Raw genomic sequence first — 15164 nt, 5'->3', positions numbered from 1 at the left:
ACACCACCGCTTTCGCGTCGCTGCGTTTGCAGCACAGAAACGAGATTATGTAGAATCTTTTTCCCCTTGTCAACAAGTTTGTGAGCGTTTTGCTTTCAAACTTACCGACTTTGGAGCCCGCCTGTTTCCTTGGCGACCCTCGTTGCGAAACGAGGAGGCGAATAATAGGCGATACCCACAGGTCTGGCAAGAGCATCTTCAAATAATTTGAAAAGAAGCTTATTTGGCGCCGGCTGTGGACCTCGTAAGGCCCATTTCTTCGATAGGAACCGCCTCCGACATTGCGGCATATCCCGCGTCGCTCGGATGGATGTGGTCACCGCTGTCATAGCGGCGTTGCAGCTTGTCCGGGTGATCCGGGTCTCGCAGCGCGCGATCGAAGTCGACGACGCCATCGAACGCCCGGCTGGACCGGATGGAATTGTTCACTGCGGTGCGGATCGCCTCGCGTTCGGGCGGCAAGGCGGCCGGCGTAAGCGTCGCGCCATAGATCCTCACTCCGCGCTGGTGCGCCTGGGCAATAAGCCGCTGGTAGCCGCGCAGCAGCGAGTCGGCCGTGACAGGCGTGTGGGGATCGTCGCAATCGAGGCCGGCGTGCGGGGGCATCGAAGGGAAATTGATGTCGTTGATGCCGACCAGCACGATCACCGACCGGACGCCCGGCTGGCGCAAAGCATCGCGATCGAAGCGGCTCAGCACGGCGTCGCCGTAACACGGCGACGGGCTCAACAAGCGATTGCCGCTGATTCCTGCGTTGACCACCGCCGTTCCTTCAATTCCCTTTTGGGTAAGCCGGCGCGCGAGTGCGTCGGTCCATCGGCGATTGGCGTTAGGCGTGGAACGCATCCCGTCGGTGATGGAATCGCCAATGGCAACAAGGGTCTGCGCGGGGGCGGTATCGACGGCAACGCTCGTCAGCCACACGAATTGCGTAAAGCGCGTGCGGAAGGCGGAGGCGTCGGTATCGGCGGAATGGTTGCCGGGCGTCGAGATGTAGTTGACCTGGCTTGCCACCCGATGCCACGCGGCCAGTTTCTGACCTTCAGCCATATAGGTGCTCACCGCCAGCGGCTGGTAAGCAGCGATATTGAATGCCACAGGATCGCTGTCGACCTGGCCACCCGGCGCGATGGTCACGCCCGGCTTGCCGCCAAACGTGACGGGACGCGTCGTTCCCGCCCGCGTTCCTGCCGCGTTGCCCGCTACTGCGCGCGCGACCTGCGCACCATCGATAACGAGCGGCGCCGTGCCATACACATTGCTGAACCGCAGGCGAAGCTGCTTTCCATCGATGGCGGGATAGACGATCTGCCTGACCGTGCGCCCGCCGAATTCAGGTGCGCGATACAGCGCCGGCAACTCGGCGCGCTGCGGGATCTGCTGGAGCGCTGTGCTCCAGGCGCTGACCCAGTGTCCGGAGGGTGCGTCGTCGGCGAAGGCTGGCGTGGACGCGAGCAGGAAGGCAGAAAACGTCGCTGCGGCAACGGCGGAAAGGACGCGAAGGTTCATCGGGGAGCGGGAAATTTTCGGGAAAAACCGATTGTGCCCTACGCAGCAGACCGCACGCTTACAGCGGCGGTGGCGTCGTCACGCGCCTTCCAAATGGACGGAAAATCAGACCGTTTTGTGAAAAGCCCTCAGAATGTCGGCATTCCGCCTCGCGGTTCTTACTTTGTCCGGTACTTATTCAGCATGCATTCCAAAACCTCTTCCAGCACCAGCGCCGCATCCGCCCTCATTGAATGGGAGGAAAAAGGCGAAAGCCATTCGGCGCTCTGGCGCTCGGAAAGCGGGATCGCGCCGCCAAAACGCGTCGTCATAGGCGATGACCAGATGACCGCGGACTCGGCGTATCGGCTGGCTTGCGAAGGGACCGCTATCTTGTGGCGCGGCGATTTCCAGAATGCGCGGCAGTTGTTGCAGGCTGTGGCGCGACGTATCGAAACACGGCCCAAGAAGTCGGCGAAGGCGAAAGCCAAGCAACGCAGCGCCACGCCCGATGCGCCGGCTGAAGCGCCCGCGCCCGGCGAAGCGTTCAATTTGCATCGGCTTGCTCAGTCGCAGCGGGCCCGCACGCTCGGCATGTTCTTGCTGCCGCTCGACGCCGAGTACGCCATTACGTTGCGGCGTGCTCCGGTTGTGAAAGAGGCGTGCGAAGAGGCATACGGTCCGGCGGCGGGTGAGTCGGTCGTGTCGCTGCGGGAGGTGCTCGGGCTGGTCGGCGCGCACGAGTGGCGCAAGAAGGGCGTGGACGTCGAGGCGCTGGGCGCGCGGATTCACCCGTATTACGGTGTGTTTTCGCCTGTGCGCGGCGAGTATGTGAAGCTGGTGGCGGATCAGCCGTTGCCATCGAAGGAACTGGCATTCGATATTGGCACGGGCACCGGCGTGCTGGCCGCGTTGCTGGCCCAGCGGGGCGTGAAGCGCGTGATCGCGACGGAAATCGACCCGCGCGCGCTCGCCTGCGCGCATGAGAACATCGATTTGCTCGGGTTTTCGCCGCAGGTCAAAGTGATCGAAGCTGATTTGTTTCCGGAAGGCCGCGCGCCGTTGATCGTCTGTAATCCGCCGTGGTTGCCGGCGCGGCCGAGCTCGGCTATCGAACATGCGATCTACGACCCGGAAAGCCGGATGTTGCGCGGTTTCCTCGACGGCCTTGCCGCGCATTTGACGCCTGGTGGCGAAGGCTGGCTGATCCTGTCGGATCTGGCCGAGCATCTGGGCCTGCGTACGCGCGCCCAATTCCAGGAGTGGGTCGATCAAGCCGGGCTCAAGACCGATGGCCGGATGGACGTGCGACCGAACCACCCCCGCGCCGCCGATAAAACCGATCCGCTATACCAGGCGAGGTCGGCCGAAGTCACTTCGTTGTGGCGGCTCGTGCCGGCTTGATCAAAGCGCCGCCGGGGCATGGTTTCGGTTTAGAAAAGCCAGCGCCCCTTCTCCGGCGACCACTCCGCTCGCGAAACAGCATGTCAGCAGATAACCACCGGTCGGCGCTTCCCAGTCCAGCATCTCGCCCGCGCAGAAAACGCCGGGCATGGCTGCGAGCATCCATTGCGAATCCAGCGATTCGAACCTCACCCCGCCGGCGCTGCTGATTGCTTCCGCTATGGGCCGCGGCCGCGTCACTGTCAACGGCAATGCCTTGATGCGTTGCGCAAGGCGGGTGGCATCGGCGAAATCTTCGCGGGTCAGGCATTCGCGCAGCAATCCGGCCTTCGCGCCCGTCAGCTTCAGGCGGCTCTGCAAATGGCTCGACATGGAACGTGCGCCGCGCGGGTGCGTGACTTCGTCGTGGACGCGTTCATGGGTCAGCGCCGGAACGAGGTCGAGCAGGAAGGTGGCATGGCCCTCGGCCAGACGGTCGCGAATGCGCGCGGACATTGCGTAGATCAGACTGCCTTCAATGCCCGTCGATGTCAGCAAACATTCCCCCGCCCGCCAGTCCGCGCCACCGTCTTCACGCGGCAAACCGATGGCGACCGACTTGAGCGGCTCGCCGGCAAAGCGGCTGCTGAAGTGCTCGCTCCAGTCGATATCGAATCCGCAATTCGATGGTTTGAACGGCGCAACCGATACATCCCGCGCTTCCAGATGCGCGATCCACGCGGCGTCCGATCCAAGCCGCGGCCAGCTTGCGCCACCCAGCGCGAGCACGACGGCATCGGCGTGAACGTCGCGATCGCCTTCCGGCGTTGCGAACCGGAGCGCGCATGGCGTGGCGTCGTCCCAGCCGATCCACTTGTGCCGCATATGGAAACGCACACCCGATTCACGTAGCCGATGCAACCACGCGCGCAGCATTGGCGCCGCTTTCATGTCGGTGGGAAAGACGCGTCCCGAGCTGCCGATAAACGTTTCCACTCCCAGATCGTGGACCCACGCGCGCAAGGCGGTGGCATCGAAACGGCGCAGCAGCGGTTCGATAAACGCCCGGCGCTCGCCGTACCTCGACAGGAAAGCTTCGGCAGGCTCGGAATGCGTGAGATTCATGCCGCCCTTTCCTGCCATGAGGAACTTGCGGCCGACCGATGGCATGGCGTCGTAGAGATCCACTTCGACACCGCCCGCCGCCAACGCTTCAGCTGCCATCAAGCCGGCAGGGCCGCCGCCGATAACAGCCACACGCGGGACAGGAGATTCGATCGATGACGGCATGCACGGAAAAGTTGGTGGAGATCAGCCCGTATTGTCGCATTCGCCGCGAACGCGACCGGTCCAGGCCAGCCATCTCAAAAAATATCTATTAGCCGACCGTCCGGTCGGTTTATAATTGCTCCACAACGACTTCCTACAGCGAGCGATCGTCATGTACACGCAATCCCTCGATATTCCCGGCAACGTCCAGTCCATCGACCCGGCGTCCACGTCTTCGGAACTCAGCCGTTTCGACGCCGTGATGGCGGTCGACGGCAAAATCGAACCGCAGGACTGGATGCCAGACGCGTACCGAAAGACGCTGGTTCGCCAGATTTCGCAGCACGCGCATTCGGAAATTGTCGGAATGCTGCCGGAAGGCAACTGGATTTCGCGGGCGCCGAGTCTGAAACGCAAGGCCATCCTGCTCGCAAAAGTGCAGGACGAGGGTGGCCACGGCCTCTATTTATATAGCGCGGCGGAAACCATGGGGGTATCGCGCGATCAGCTCGTCGATGCGCTGCACGCCGGCAAGGCCAAGTATTCGAGCATCTTCAACTACCCCACGCCGACCTGGGCGGACGTCGGCGTGATCGGCTGGCTGGTCGACGGCGCCGCGATCATGAATCAGATTCCGCTGTGCCGCTGTACGTACGGGCCGTATGCGCGCGCCATGATCCGCATCTGCAAGGAAGAGTCGTTCCACCAGCGGCAAGGTTTCGACGCGCTGCTCTCCATGATGAAAGGCACGCAGGCCCAAAAGGACATGGTCCAGCAGGCGGTCGATCGCTGGTGGTGGCCCGTGCTGATGATGTTTGGCCCGAGCGACAAGGACTCCATTCATAGCGGCCAGTCGTTCAAGTGGGGCATCAAGCGGATATCGAACGATGATTTGCGGCAAAAATTCGTCGATGCAACCGTCGAGCAAGCCCGGATTCTCGGCGTCACGCTGCCCGATCCCGATCTGAAATGGAACGAGGAACGGCAAGCGCATGACTACGGCGTCATCGACTGGGACGAATTTTGGCGCGTCGTGAATGGCGACGGTCCGTGCAACAAGGAACGCCTCGCGACACGCGTAAAGGCGCATGACGACGGCGAGTGGGTTCGCGAAGCAGCCCTCGCCTATTCCGCCAAACAAGCCGCGCGTGCTCAAAAGCAAGCTGCATAGGGAGCGACAAATGAACAACGAATGGCCGATCTGGGAAGTGTTCGTGCGCAGCAAGCAGGGACTCGATCACAAGCATTGCGGCAGTTTGCACGCGCCCGACGCGCCGGCTGCGCTGCGCATGGCGCGCGATGTCTACACGCGTCGCCAGGAAGGCGTGAGCATCTGGGTGGTGCCATCGGCGGCGATCACGGCGTCCGATCCCGCCGATAAAGCCGAGTTCTTCGAACCTGCCGGCGACAAGATTTATCGTCACCCGACGTTCTTCGTGCTCCCCGACGAAATCAACCACATGTGATCGAAGGCTAGACATGACGACGCCCCAACATCTGTCCTACGTGCTGCGCCTCGCCGACAACGCGCTGATCCTCGGGCAACGCAATGGCGAATGGTGCGGACACGGCCCGGTGCTCGAGGAAGACATTGCGCTCGCCAACATCAGTCTCGATCTGATCGGCCAGGCGCGCCTGCTTTACTCGCATGCGGCCGCGCTCGAGACCGAGTTGCACGGCACGCAGAAAACCGAAGACGACTACGCATATTTCCGCAATGAGCGAGATTTCCGCAACTTCACGTTGAGCGAATTGCCGCACGCCGGACCGTTGTCGGGAACGACGCGCGCAGACCGTGATTACGCGGTGACGGTCGTGCGCAATTTCCTGTATTCCACGCTAATGTCGCATCTCTGGACGGCGCTGACCCGATCGAGCGACGCACAGCTTGCCGCAATCGCTTCTAAGTCGATCAAGGAAACGCGATATCACCTGAATCACGCGAGCGACTGGCTGCTGCGTTTCGGCGATGGCACCGAGCAATCGCATCGCCGGGCTCAGGCGGCGGTGGATTACCTGATGCCCTACACACGCGAATTCTTCAGCGTGGATGAGGTGGAAACGCGCATCGCCGATGCCGGTATCGGTCCGCTGACAGCCGATCTGGAAACCGCGTGGCGCGAAGATGTGGACGCAACGTTGGCCGAAGCCACGCTGCAAAAACCCGCCGACGTGCAGCACGTGACCACGGGCAAACTCGGCGAGCATTCCGAGCACATGGGTTATCTGTTGGCGGAATTGCAAAGCATCGCGCGCCAGCACCCGGGCGCGACGTGGTGAACGCCATGACAACCGCGGAAGACGTTGCGCTCGAACACGTATGGAACGTGCTCGAAGCCGTGCCCGATCCGGAAATTCCGGTGGTGTCCATACGCGAACTGGGTATCCTCCGCGACGTCCGCCGCGCCGCCGACGACACGCTGGAAATTGTCATCACGCCAACGTATTCCGGCTGCCCGGCGATGTACCAGATTGCGGAAGACATCGGCGCGGCGCTGAACGCGGCGGGTTTCGCGAAGCACCGGATAGAGACGGTTCTGGCGCCCGCATGGACCACCGACTGGATGACCGACGCTGCCCGCGAAAAGCTCAAGCAATACGGCATCGCCCCGCCCATGGGCAACTGCGGCTCGAACGAACACGCGCCGCAAGAACGGCCTCTGCGTTTCGTGCCGCGCATCGTCGATAAACCCGCCTGCCCGCGCTGCGGTTCAGTGCATACAGAACGCCTTGCCCAATTCGGCTCGACGGCGTGCAAGGCGCTGTATCGCTGCATGGATTGCCGCGAGCCGTTCGACTACTTCAAACCGTACTGAAAACGACCATGGCGACTCCGCAATTCCATTCGCTTCGCATCCGCGACGTTCGTCCCGAAACCGCGGACGCCGTTACCGTTTCCTTCGATGTCCCCGACACCCTGCGTGATGCGTTCCGCTTTACGCAAGGCCAGTTCGTCACGTTGAAAACGCATATCGACGGCGAGGAAACGCGGCGTTCGTATTCCATTTGCGTCGGCGTGACGGATTACGATCGCGATGGCGAATTGCGTATCGGTATCAAGCGCGTGCGCGGCGGCCGCTTCTCGAACTTCGCTTTCGACATGCTCAAGCCCGGTCACGAAATCGAAGTCATGACGCCCGATGGCCGCTTCTTCACCCATCTGAACGCCGATCACTTCAAGCATTACGTTGCGTTTTCGGGCGGTTCCGGCATCACACCGGTGCTTGCCATCATCAAGACGACGCTCGAGACGGAGCCCACCAGCCGCTTCACGCTGATCTACGGCAATCGCAGCGTCGACGCCATCATGTTCGCCGAGGAACTCGAAGATCTGAAGAACCGCTTCATGAGCCGGTTCTCGCTGTACCACGTTTTATCGGACGATTTGCAGGACGTCGAACTGTTCAACGGCGTGCTGAACCAGGAAAAATGCGCGGCGTTCCTCGAGGCGCTCGTTCCCGCCAGTGAAATCGATGAAGCGTTCATCTGCGGTCCCGGCCCGATGATGGACGCCGCCGAAGCCGCCCTGAAAGGCGCGGGCGTGCCGCCGAAGCAGGTTCACGTCGAGCGCTTCGGGACGCCTTTGCCGCAAGCCGGTGTTCCGCAAATCGAGATCACGGACAACACGCCGACGGCGGATCTGGAATTGGTCATCGATGGAAAAAGGCGCAAGTTTCGTCTGCCGTACCAGGGCGTGAGCGTACTGGATGTCGGGCTGAAGGCCGGCCTCGCGCTGCCTTACGCGTGCAAGGGTGGTGTCTGCTGTACGTGCCGCGCAAAAGTGCTGGAAGGCGAAGTGCGCATGGAGAAAAACTTCACATTGGAACAACAAGAAATCGATGCCGGTTTCGTGCTGACGTGCCAGTGTCATCCGGTTTCGGATCGGGTAGTTGTGAGCTATGACGAACGTTGAGCGACCAGTTGGCGGATTGCACTGATTCAATTCGCTTACACTAGGGGCCGTCTGTTGTTAAGTTGCCGTCATGTCGATCACATCGATCGAGTCGGCTACACAGCAGCCGGCCTTCTTACGTTTGCGGTCACCGTTACTGATGAGCACCATTCACGTTACCAACGGCGACTATGCCGCCGAGATACTTCGCGAAGCGCTGAATGCAGTTTCACGCGATGAGCGCGTCATTCCCCTGAAGGACGATCTTGCGGTCGGCCATCTGAGGGGTATCGATGACAACCCGGAAACGCGTGCCCTCTTCTGGCAACAAGTGCTCGACGAGCACAAAGTCGATTTCATTTCGAAGCTCAAGGAACAAGATGCGCTGTTGCGCGAACTGGCCCAGGGCACGGGTCAAGTCGTGGTCTGGCACGGCCAGAGCGCGGGCGATCAGTTGATGCTGCGGCGCGTCGCTTATTTCCTGCGCAACGTGCCGCAACGCCTGAACGAAGCCAAACTGACCGCCGACGATCTACCCCTCATCACCGCCGACGACGGCACGCAGCGCCGTCGTGGCCGCGGCGACGGCATTACAGCGGTTGGCATGTTCACGGCAGCCGAACTCGGCGTCAAGCTGCCGACGGCCGCGCCCATCTCCGTGTTGCGCATCAGCCGGCTCGCGCTCGAATGGCAGGAAGTGAAGCAGATCAACAGCGAAACGCGGCGCTGGCGCGACAACACGTTTATCTCGGGCACGTATTCCGATATCGATGAAACCATCCTCCAGATCGCAAGCGCCGGCTGGATCGAGTCGCGCCGGCTGGCGGGCGAGGTGATGGGCGGAAGTTTCGGCTTCCTGGTCAGCGACTCGATCGCCCTTTGGCGATGCCGCGAACTCGTGGCTGCAGGCAAGCTGGAAATCCGCGGCGATCCCTCAAAAATTGCCGACGCAAGACTGCGCCGCGCCTCGCATTAGCCGCCGGACGGAGCCAAGTCGCGCTCAAGCATTAGAATTCCGTTCGACCCAGCACTTCTCCGAGACTCAATGGCACGTACCAGAGCGCCCGACCACGACACACAACGCGAGCAGATTCTCGAACTCGCCGCCGCGAAATTCGCGCAGACGAGCTACCCGAGCACATCAATGGCCGATCTCGCCGCCGCCAGCGGCACGTCCAAGGCGCGGCTTTACCACTACTACGCGAGCAAGGAAGCCATCCTGTTCGACCTGCTCGACCGCTATACGAAGCGGCTGATGCTGATCATCGCGGAGGTGGAAGGCGCGAGCCAGCGGCGCGGGCTCACCGAGCGCGAGGCGTTTGCCGAGCTCATTCGCGCGTTTCTCGCGGAATACGAAACGTCGCATAGCCGGCACGTCGCGCTGCTCAACGACGTGAAGTACCTCGAAGATACGCAGCGTGAAATCGTGCTCGAACGCCAGCGCGGTATCGTCGCTGCGTTTGCGCGGCAACTGGCGCGTGCTTATCCGAAGCGGGCGACCAAAGAGAATCAGACGGCCTTGACCATGATGGTTTTCGGCATGATCAACTGGACATTCACATGGCTCAAACCTGACGGCAAGCTGGGTTACGGGGAGTTTGCGGAACAGGTTGTCGATGTGATCGAACGGGGAATGAATGGCGATTCGTGAAATGCTGCACCGCAATATACGACTTGGGCGCACGCACGTCCGTTTTCCGCAACAGCGTGTAAACAATTGATTTTAAAAGATTTTTATTCGTAATACTTGAAAGTTAGACATAATCCTCGACACCGTCTTACGGGTTTTCCCTAGTACTAAAACGATGTTTCGGCTAAAATTCGTTTTGCGACGCACCATGTCGTTCGACGATTCAAGGAGCCACCATCGTGAACCTATCTTTCAACCGCCCCGCCGCATCGATCTTCGCATCTGCCGATCGCTCGCCGAGCGCCGCCGGTCGATCGCCCGTTCTCGTTCGTGAGCTGTCCTCCGCGGATCGCGAGCGCCTGATGACCCACTTTCTCGCCCTCGACGAAGACGACCGCCTTTTGCGCTTCGGCCAGATCGTGCCGGATCGTGTGATCGAGAACTATGTGACGAACATCGACTTTTCGCGCGATACGGTTTTTGGCGTATTCGATGAAGCGCTGAACGTGGTCGGCGTCGGGCATCTTGCCTATTTGCCGGCGGAAGGCGACAAGCGCACGGCTGAGTTCGGTGTATCGGTGCTGGAAAGCGCGCGGGGCCGTGGTGTCGGCAGCCGCTTGTTCGAGCGCGCCGCGATTCGCAGCCGCAACACACACGTTTCAATGCTCTACATGCATTGTTTGTCGCGCAACTCGACCATGATGCACATTGCGAAGAAGTCGGGCATGAAGATCGAGTACGCATACGGCGAAGCCGATGCTTATTTGTCGCTCACGCCTGCTGACCAGAGCAGCATCCTGACGGAGATGTTGCAGGAGCAGGCAGCGGTCTTCGATTACGCGATCAAGCGCCAGGCGCGCCGGGCATCGCAAATGTTTCAGGCGTTCATGCCTACTGCCGACGCGGCCTGAGTTCCGGCCATATCAGCAAGCATGCGCAAAAGCACGAAAGGCGGCGAAAGCCGCCTTTTTTGCGTCTGGAGCATCCGCGCAATCAACGGATAGGCAACGCCGTCGTTTCCTTGATGCGCTCGAGCGAGAAGCTGCTTTTCACATCGATCACCGATGGATGGTGCAGCAACTGGTCCTGCACAAAACGCGAGAAGTGCTCCATGTCTTCCACCTGGACGCGCAGCAGGTAGTCGGTGTCGCCGGTCATTGCATCGCAGGCCACGACCTCCGGCCAGGTGAGCAAGGCGTCGCGGAATCGATCCGCATGCGTCGGCGGATTTTTCATTCCCGCCGAAGCGACCGATCCGCCACGCTTTTCCAGCCTCACGTTGACGTACGCAAGCAGCCCGAGTCCAAGCAGACGGGGCTCCAGTAGCGCGACATAACCTCTTATCACGCCCGCCTCTTCCAGCCGCCGGATACGGCGCAGGCAGGGACTCGGCGACAAGCTCACCTGATCGGCGATGTCCTGATTCGACAAGCGGCCGTTGACCTGCAGAATTGCGAGGATTTTGCGGTCGATTGCGTCGAGTTCGATTCGCGCCATAGTCTGCCCCTTTTGCGCCAGTGGACGCTATAAACGTGCGTCATCGTAATGATGCGCGATTTGATTCGCAAGTATCCGCCACACGCATCTCGATAGACTTTGTCCTGTTAATCGCGATTTACGGAGACAAGGCATGCAACCAACGACCTGGGACAATCCCGTCGGCACGGATGGTTTCGAATTCATCGAATACACGGCGCCGGATCCGGTCGCGCTTGGGCGATTGTTCGAGCAAATGGGATTTACCGCGATCGCGCGGCATCGGCATAAGGACGTGACCTTGTACCGGCAAGGCGACATCAACTTCCTGATCAACGCCGAGCCCGATTCCTTCGCGCAACGCTTTACGCGTTTGCATGGACCGTCGATTTGCGCGATCGCGTTTCGCGTCGCCGATGCAGGCAAGGCTTACAAGCGCGCGCTCGATCTCGGCGCGTGGGGCTTCGACAATAAAACGGGCCCCATGGAGCTCAACATTCCCGCGATCAAGGGCGTCGGCGATTCGCTGATCTATTTCGTCGACCGGTGGCGTGGCAAGAACGGCGCGCAGGCGGGCAGCATCGGCGATATCAGCATTTACGACGTCGACTTCGAACCGATTCCGGGCGCCGATCAAAATCCCGTTGGCCATGGTTTGACGTACATCGACCATTTGACGCACAACGTGCATCGCGGACGCATGATCGAGTGGGCCGAATTCTACGAACGCCTGTTCAACTTCCGCGAGGCGCGGTACTTCGACATAGAAGGCAAGGTCACGGCCGTGAAGTCGAAAGCGATGAGCTCGCCGTGCGGCAAGATCCGCATCCCGATCAACGAGGAAGGATCGGACACGTCGGGACAGATCCAGGAATATCTCGATGCGTATCGTGGCGAGGGGATTCAGCACATCGCGCTCGGGACTGACAACATCTACGACACCGTCGACGCCCTGCGCAGCGCGGATATCGCGTTGCTGGACACCATTGATACGTATTACGAGCTTGTCGACCGGCGCGTGCCGAATCACGGCGAATCGGTGGGGGAACTGAGAAAACGCAAGATCCTGATCGATGGGGTCAGCGACGAAATCCTGCTACAGATTTTCACGGAAAACCAGATTGGCCCGATCTTCTTCGAGATCATCCAGCGCAAGGGCAATCAGGGCTTTGGCGAAGGCAACTTCAAGGCGCTGTTCGAATCGATCGAACTCGATCAGATTCGACGCGGCGTGGTGAAGGACACAACAGCGAGCTGATGTGCGCGACTGAATAAAAATGCCGGCGATCCTCACAGATCGCCGGCATTTGTTTGTTCGTTCGGAAAATTCAGGCTTCGTCTTTCTTTCTCGCAGCCGGGTCGTTCGAGACCTGCTCCACCCGAGCCGGCGCCATGCGCAGCGTGCCGGTCATCAAGGTTTCGGAACCGGCCGCAACGCCGACGCGGGGCACGTTTATCGCCAGGAATGCGGCGGAGACCATCAGGAAATTCTGGATATATCGTTGTTTCACTTCTTGCTCCTTCAACTGCGTGCATCGGTGTGTCCAATGACCGGGCGCGTTTCACATTGCGCATCGGTCACGGTATTTGAATACCGCCGCCACGAGCGGTTCCCGCGCATGATGAAAATCGGGCGTTTTTACACCTCGTAACACGCGAACGATCGTGTCATTTGTTTTCAGCGGGTTTTTACCAGTGCTGCCAGAAATGCAAAACAGGCACACTCAAAATCCCGGCTGCCGCGTCCACAAGACGCTAAAGCCACATGAGTTTTGGCGATCCCAAACGTTGGCGGAGAGAACCTACAATGAATGCCCCACTAGACGCGGAACAACAAGCCAAGCTTGAAGCCGCGCTCACCACCGTCACACTCGACGACAAATACACCCTCGAACGCGGCCGCGCTTACATGAGCGGGATTCAGGCGCTCGTCCGGTTGCCCATGCTGCAACAACAACGCGATCACGCCGCCGGCTTGAACACCGCCGGGTTTATTTCGGGGTATCGCGGTTCCCCGCTCGGCGCGCTCGATCAACATCTGTGGAAAGCGAAGAAACATCTCGCATCGCATGAGATCGTGTTCCAGCCCGGCGTGAACGAAGACCTCGCGGCGACCGCCGTCTGGGGCTCGCAGCAGGTCAACCTGTATCCCAGCGCCAAGTACGACGGCGTGTTCTCCATGTGGTACGGCAAGGGACCGGGCGTCGACAGAACCGGCGACGTGTTCAAGCATGGCAACTCGGCGGGTTCATCGGCGAAGGGTGGCGTGCTCGTGCTCGCCGGCGACGATCACGCCGCCAAATCCTCCACGCTCGCGCATCAGTCCGAACACATTTTCAAGGCGTGCGGATTGCCGGTGCTGTTTCCATCGAACGTGCAGGAATACCTGGACTTCGGCCTGCACGGCTGGGCAATGAGCCGGTACTCCGGCCTCTGGGTCGCGATGAAGTGCGTGACCGATGTGGTGGAATCGTCGGCATCGGTGGATATCGATCCGAATCGCGTCGAGATCGTGTTGCCGACCGATTTCGCGATGCCCGATGGCGGACTCAACATCCGCTGGCCCGATCCGCCGCTCGTGCAAGAAGCGCGGCTGCTCGACTACAAATGGTATGCGGCGCTCGCCTACGTGCGCGCAAACAAGCTGGACCGGATCGAGATCGAATCGCCGAACGCGCGTTTCGGGATCATGACGGCGGGCAAGGCCTATCTGGATGTGCGCCAGGCGTTATCGGACCTCGGTCTCGACGATGAAACCTGCGCCCGCATCGGCGTGCGCTTGTACAAGGTCGGCTGCGTCTGGCCGCTCGAAGCGCAAGGCGCGCATGCCTTCGCTCACGGTCTGGAAGAGATCCTGGTCGTCGAAGAAAAGCGCCAGATCCTGGAATACGCGATCAAGGAAGAACTCTATAACTGGCCCGATGCGCAACGTCCGCGCGTCTTCGGCAAGTTCGACGAGAAAGACGGCGCCGGCGGCGAATGGTCCGTGCCGATGGGCAACTGGCTTCTGCCGGCGCATTACGAGTTGTCGCCGGCGATCATCGCAAAGGCGATTGCCACGCGGCTCGACAAGTTCGATCTGCCTGCCGAAGTGCGCGCGCGCATCGCGACGCGGATTGCGGTGATCGAAGCGAAGGAACGCGCCCTGGCCCGGCCGCGTGTTGAAGCGGAGCGCAAGCCGTGGTTCTGCTCGGGCTGTCCGCACAATACATCCACGAACGTGCCGGAAGGGTCCCGCGCGTTGGCGGGTATCGGCTGCCATTACATGACCGTCTGGATGGATCGCAGCACGAGCACGTTCAGCCAGATGGGCGGCGAAGGCGTGGCGTGGATCGGCCAAGCGCCCTTCACCAACGACAAACACGTGTTCGCCAATCTCGGCGACGGCACGTACTTCCACTCCGGCCTGCTGGCAATCCGCGCGGCGATCGCGTCGAAGACCAACATCACGTACAAGATCCTCTACAACGATGCCGTGGCGATGACCGGCGGCCAGCCGGTCGACGGCGTGCTTACCGTGCCGCAGATCACGCATCAGCTCGCGGCCGAAGGCGCGAAGAAAATCGTGATCGTCACCGATGAACCCGAAAAGTACGATGCGAACGTCGGCCTCGCGCCCGGCATCCAGATTTATCATCGCGAGAAACTGGATGAAGTCCAGCGCGAGCTGAGGGAAATCGGCGGCACGACCATTCTCATCTACGACCAGACGTGCGCCACGGAAAAACGCCGGCGCAGGAAACGCGGCGCTTATCCCGATCCGGCAAAGCGTGTCGTGATCAACGAAGCCGTCTGCGAAGGCTGCGGCGATTGCTCGGTCAAGTCGAATTGTTTATCGGTTGAACCGCTCGACACCGAATACGGCACAAAGCGCCAGATCAACCAGTCTACGTGCAACAAGGATTACTCGTGCGTGAACGGATTTTGCCCGAGCTTCGTCACGGTGGAAGGCGGCCAGTTGAAGAAGCCGAAGGTATCGAGCATTTCCGGCGATGGCATGCCGCCCGTGCCCATGCCAACGCTTCC

16 protein-coding genes are annotated in these 15164 nt (G+C 60.7%); 12 read left to right on the top strand and 4 right to left on the bottom strand.

Features of this window, described 5'->3' with window-relative positions; genetic code table 11:
* The coding region (locus ACFFAR_RS09250; protein ID WP_375507794.1) for a hypothetical protein at positions 1 to 211 on the top strand (211 nt) is incomplete at its 5' end.
* Between the two features lie 8 nt (positions 212 to 219).
* Here the strand turns inward: ACFFAR_RS09250 and ACFFAR_RS09245 are convergent.
* The gene (locus tag ACFFAR_RS09245) at positions 220 to 1509 is read right to left on the bottom strand and encodes a GDSL-type esterase/lipase family protein (protein WP_174364317.1); all 1290 of its coding nucleotides are present in this window, start codon (positions 1507 to 1509) and stop codon (positions 220 to 222) included.
* A 183-nt stretch (positions 1510 to 1692) separates the two neighbouring features.
* Between ACFFAR_RS09245 and ACFFAR_RS09240 the strand changes: the two genes are divergently transcribed.
* Positions 1693 to 2892, top strand: coding sequence for a class I SAM-dependent methyltransferase (locus tag ACFFAR_RS09240; protein ID WP_062170272.1), 1200 nt, complete (start codon positions 1693 to 1695; stop codon positions 2890 to 2892).
* On the opposite strand, the gene ACFFAR_RS09235 is transcribed toward ACFFAR_RS09240, so the two are convergent.
* On the bottom strand, positions 2893 to 4161 hold the full coding sequence (locus tag ACFFAR_RS09235; protein WP_174364318.1) for a TIGR03862 family flavoprotein: 1269 nt from the start codon (positions 4159 to 4161) through the stop codon (positions 2893 to 2895).
* A 151-nt stretch (positions 4162 to 4312) separates the two neighbouring features.
* On the opposite strand from ACFFAR_RS09235, the gene paaA reads away from it, so the two are divergent.
* The 8 genes from paaA (at position 4313) to ACFFAR_RS09195 (ending at position 10573) form a co-directional block, all read left to right on the top strand.
* Positions 4313 to 5311, top strand: coding sequence for a 1,2-phenylacetyl-CoA epoxidase subunit PaaA (gene paaA, locus ACFFAR_RS09230; RefSeq protein WP_174364319.1), 999 nt, complete (start codon positions 4313 to 4315; stop codon positions 5309 to 5311).
* Between the two features lie 10 nt (positions 5312 to 5321).
* Positions 5322 to 5606, top strand: coding sequence for a 1,2-phenylacetyl-CoA epoxidase subunit PaaB (gene paaB / locus ACFFAR_RS09225; RefSeq protein WP_056364669.1), 285 nt, complete (start codon positions 5322 to 5324; stop codon positions 5604 to 5606).
* Between the two features lie 13 nt (positions 5607 to 5619).
* On the top strand, positions 5620 to 6420 hold the full coding sequence (gene paaC, locus ACFFAR_RS09220; protein ID WP_174365054.1) for a 1,2-phenylacetyl-CoA epoxidase subunit PaaC: 801 nt from the start codon (positions 5620 to 5622) through the stop codon (positions 6418 to 6420).
* A gap of 5 nt (positions 6421 to 6425) precedes the next feature.
* Positions 6426 to 6956 (top strand): 1,2-phenylacetyl-CoA epoxidase subunit PaaD, encoded by a 531-nt coding sequence (gene paaD, locus ACFFAR_RS09215; protein ID WP_375507793.1) that lies wholly within the window; start codon positions 6426 to 6428, stop codon positions 6954 to 6956.
* 8 nt (positions 6957 to 6964) lie between these two features.
* Positions 6965 to 8053, top strand: coding sequence for a 1,2-phenylacetyl-CoA epoxidase subunit PaaE (gene paaE / locus ACFFAR_RS09210; protein WP_174365053.1), 1089 nt, complete (start codon positions 6965 to 6967; stop codon positions 8051 to 8053).
* 139 nt (positions 8054 to 8192) lie between these two features.
* Positions 8193 to 9008, top strand: coding sequence for a DUF1835 domain-containing protein (locus ACFFAR_RS09205; RefSeq protein ID WP_062001003.1), 816 nt, complete (start codon positions 8193 to 8195; stop codon positions 9006 to 9008).
* Positions 9009 to 9077: 69 nt separating this feature from the next.
* Positions 9078 to 9683: a TetR/AcrR family transcriptional regulator gene (locus ACFFAR_RS09200; RefSeq protein WP_062000507.1), complete on the top strand. Its 606-nt coding sequence runs from the start codon at positions 9078 to 9080 to the stop codon at positions 9681 to 9683.
* A 251-nt stretch (positions 9684 to 9934) separates the two neighbouring features.
* Positions 9935 to 10573, top strand: coding sequence for a GNAT family N-acetyltransferase (locus ACFFAR_RS09195; protein ID WP_375507795.1), 639 nt, complete (start codon positions 9935 to 9937; stop codon positions 10571 to 10573).
* Positions 10574 to 10655: 82 nt separating this feature from the next.
* Here the strand turns inward: ACFFAR_RS09195 and ACFFAR_RS09190 are convergent, their stop codons facing one another.
* Complete coding sequence (locus ACFFAR_RS09190; protein WP_062000508.1) at positions 10656 to 11159, bottom strand: Lrp/AsnC family transcriptional regulator; 504 nt, start codon at positions 11157 to 11159, stop codon at positions 10656 to 10658.
* A 133-nt stretch (positions 11160 to 11292) separates the two neighbouring features.
* Between ACFFAR_RS09190 and hppD the strand changes: the two genes are divergently transcribed.
* A complete protein-coding gene (gene hppD, locus ACFFAR_RS09185; protein ID WP_375507792.1) occupies positions 11293 to 12396 on the top strand; it encodes a 4-hydroxyphenylpyruvate dioxygenase in 1104 nt (367 codons plus the stop codon).
* A 70-nt stretch (positions 12397 to 12466) separates the two neighbouring features.
* Here hppD and ACFFAR_RS09180 read toward each other — a convergent pair whose 3' ends face one another.
* Complete coding sequence (locus tag ACFFAR_RS09180; RefSeq protein ID WP_174365025.1) at positions 12467 to 12649, bottom strand: hypothetical protein; 183 nt, start codon at positions 12647 to 12649, stop codon at positions 12467 to 12469.
* 296 nt (positions 12650 to 12945) lie between these two features.
* Between ACFFAR_RS09180 and ACFFAR_RS09175 the strand changes: the two genes are divergently transcribed.
* Positions 12946 to 15164 (top strand): indolepyruvate ferredoxin oxidoreductase family protein (locus ACFFAR_RS09175; protein WP_375507791.1); only part of this gene is annotated, 2219 nt, incomplete at its 3' end.

The sequence above is a fragment of the uncultured Caballeronia sp. genome (assembly GCF_964243625.1).
Lineage (GTDB): Bacteria > Pseudomonadota > Gammaproteobacteria > Burkholderiales > Burkholderiaceae > Caballeronia.
This window is presented reverse-complemented; position numbering and strand designations above follow the sequence as displayed.

Bases quoted from the DNA above. Each gene is read 5' to 3' on its own strand.
- hppD (WP_375507792.1), top strand. From the start codon at position 11,293: ATGCAACCAACGACCTGGGACAATCCCGTCGGCACGGATGGTTTCGAA.
- ACFFAR_RS09190 (WP_062000508.1), bottom strand. From the start codon at position 11,159: ATGGCGCGAATCGAACTCGACGCAATCGACCGCAAAATCCTCGCAATT.
- ACFFAR_RS09245 (WP_174364317.1), bottom strand. From the start codon at position 1,509: ATGAACCTTCGCGTCCTTTCCGCCGTTGCCGCAGCGACGTTTTCTGCC.
- paaD (WP_375507793.1), top strand. From the start codon at position 6,426: ATGACAACCGCGGAAGACGTTGCGCTCGAACACGTATGGAACGTGCTC.
- ACFFAR_RS09205 (WP_062001003.1), top strand. From the start codon at position 8,193: ATGAGCACCATTCACGTTACCAACGGCGACTATGCCGCCGAGATACTT.
- ACFFAR_RS09235 (WP_174364318.1), bottom strand. From the start codon at position 4,161: ATGCCGTCATCGATCGAATCTCCTGTCCCGCGTGTGGCTGTTATCGGC.
- ACFFAR_RS09200 (WP_062000507.1), top strand. From the start codon at position 9,078: ATGGCACGTACCAGAGCGCCCGACCACGACACACAACGCGAGCAGATT.
- paaC (WP_174365054.1), top strand. From the start codon at position 5,620: ATGACGACGCCCCAACATCTGTCCTACGTGCTGCGCCTCGCCGACAAC.
- paaA (WP_174364319.1), top strand. From the start codon at position 4,313: ATGTACACGCAATCCCTCGATATTCCCGGCAACGTCCAGTCCATCGAC.
- paaB (WP_056364669.1), top strand. From the start codon at position 5,322: ATGAACAACGAATGGCCGATCTGGGAAGTGTTCGTGCGCAGCAAGCAG.
- paaE (WP_174365053.1), top strand. From the start codon at position 6,965: ATGGCGACTCCGCAATTCCATTCGCTTCGCATCCGCGACGTTCGTCCC.
- ACFFAR_RS09240 (WP_062170272.1), top strand. From the start codon at position 1,693: ATGCATTCCAAAACCTCTTCCAGCACCAGCGCCGCATCCGCCCTCATT.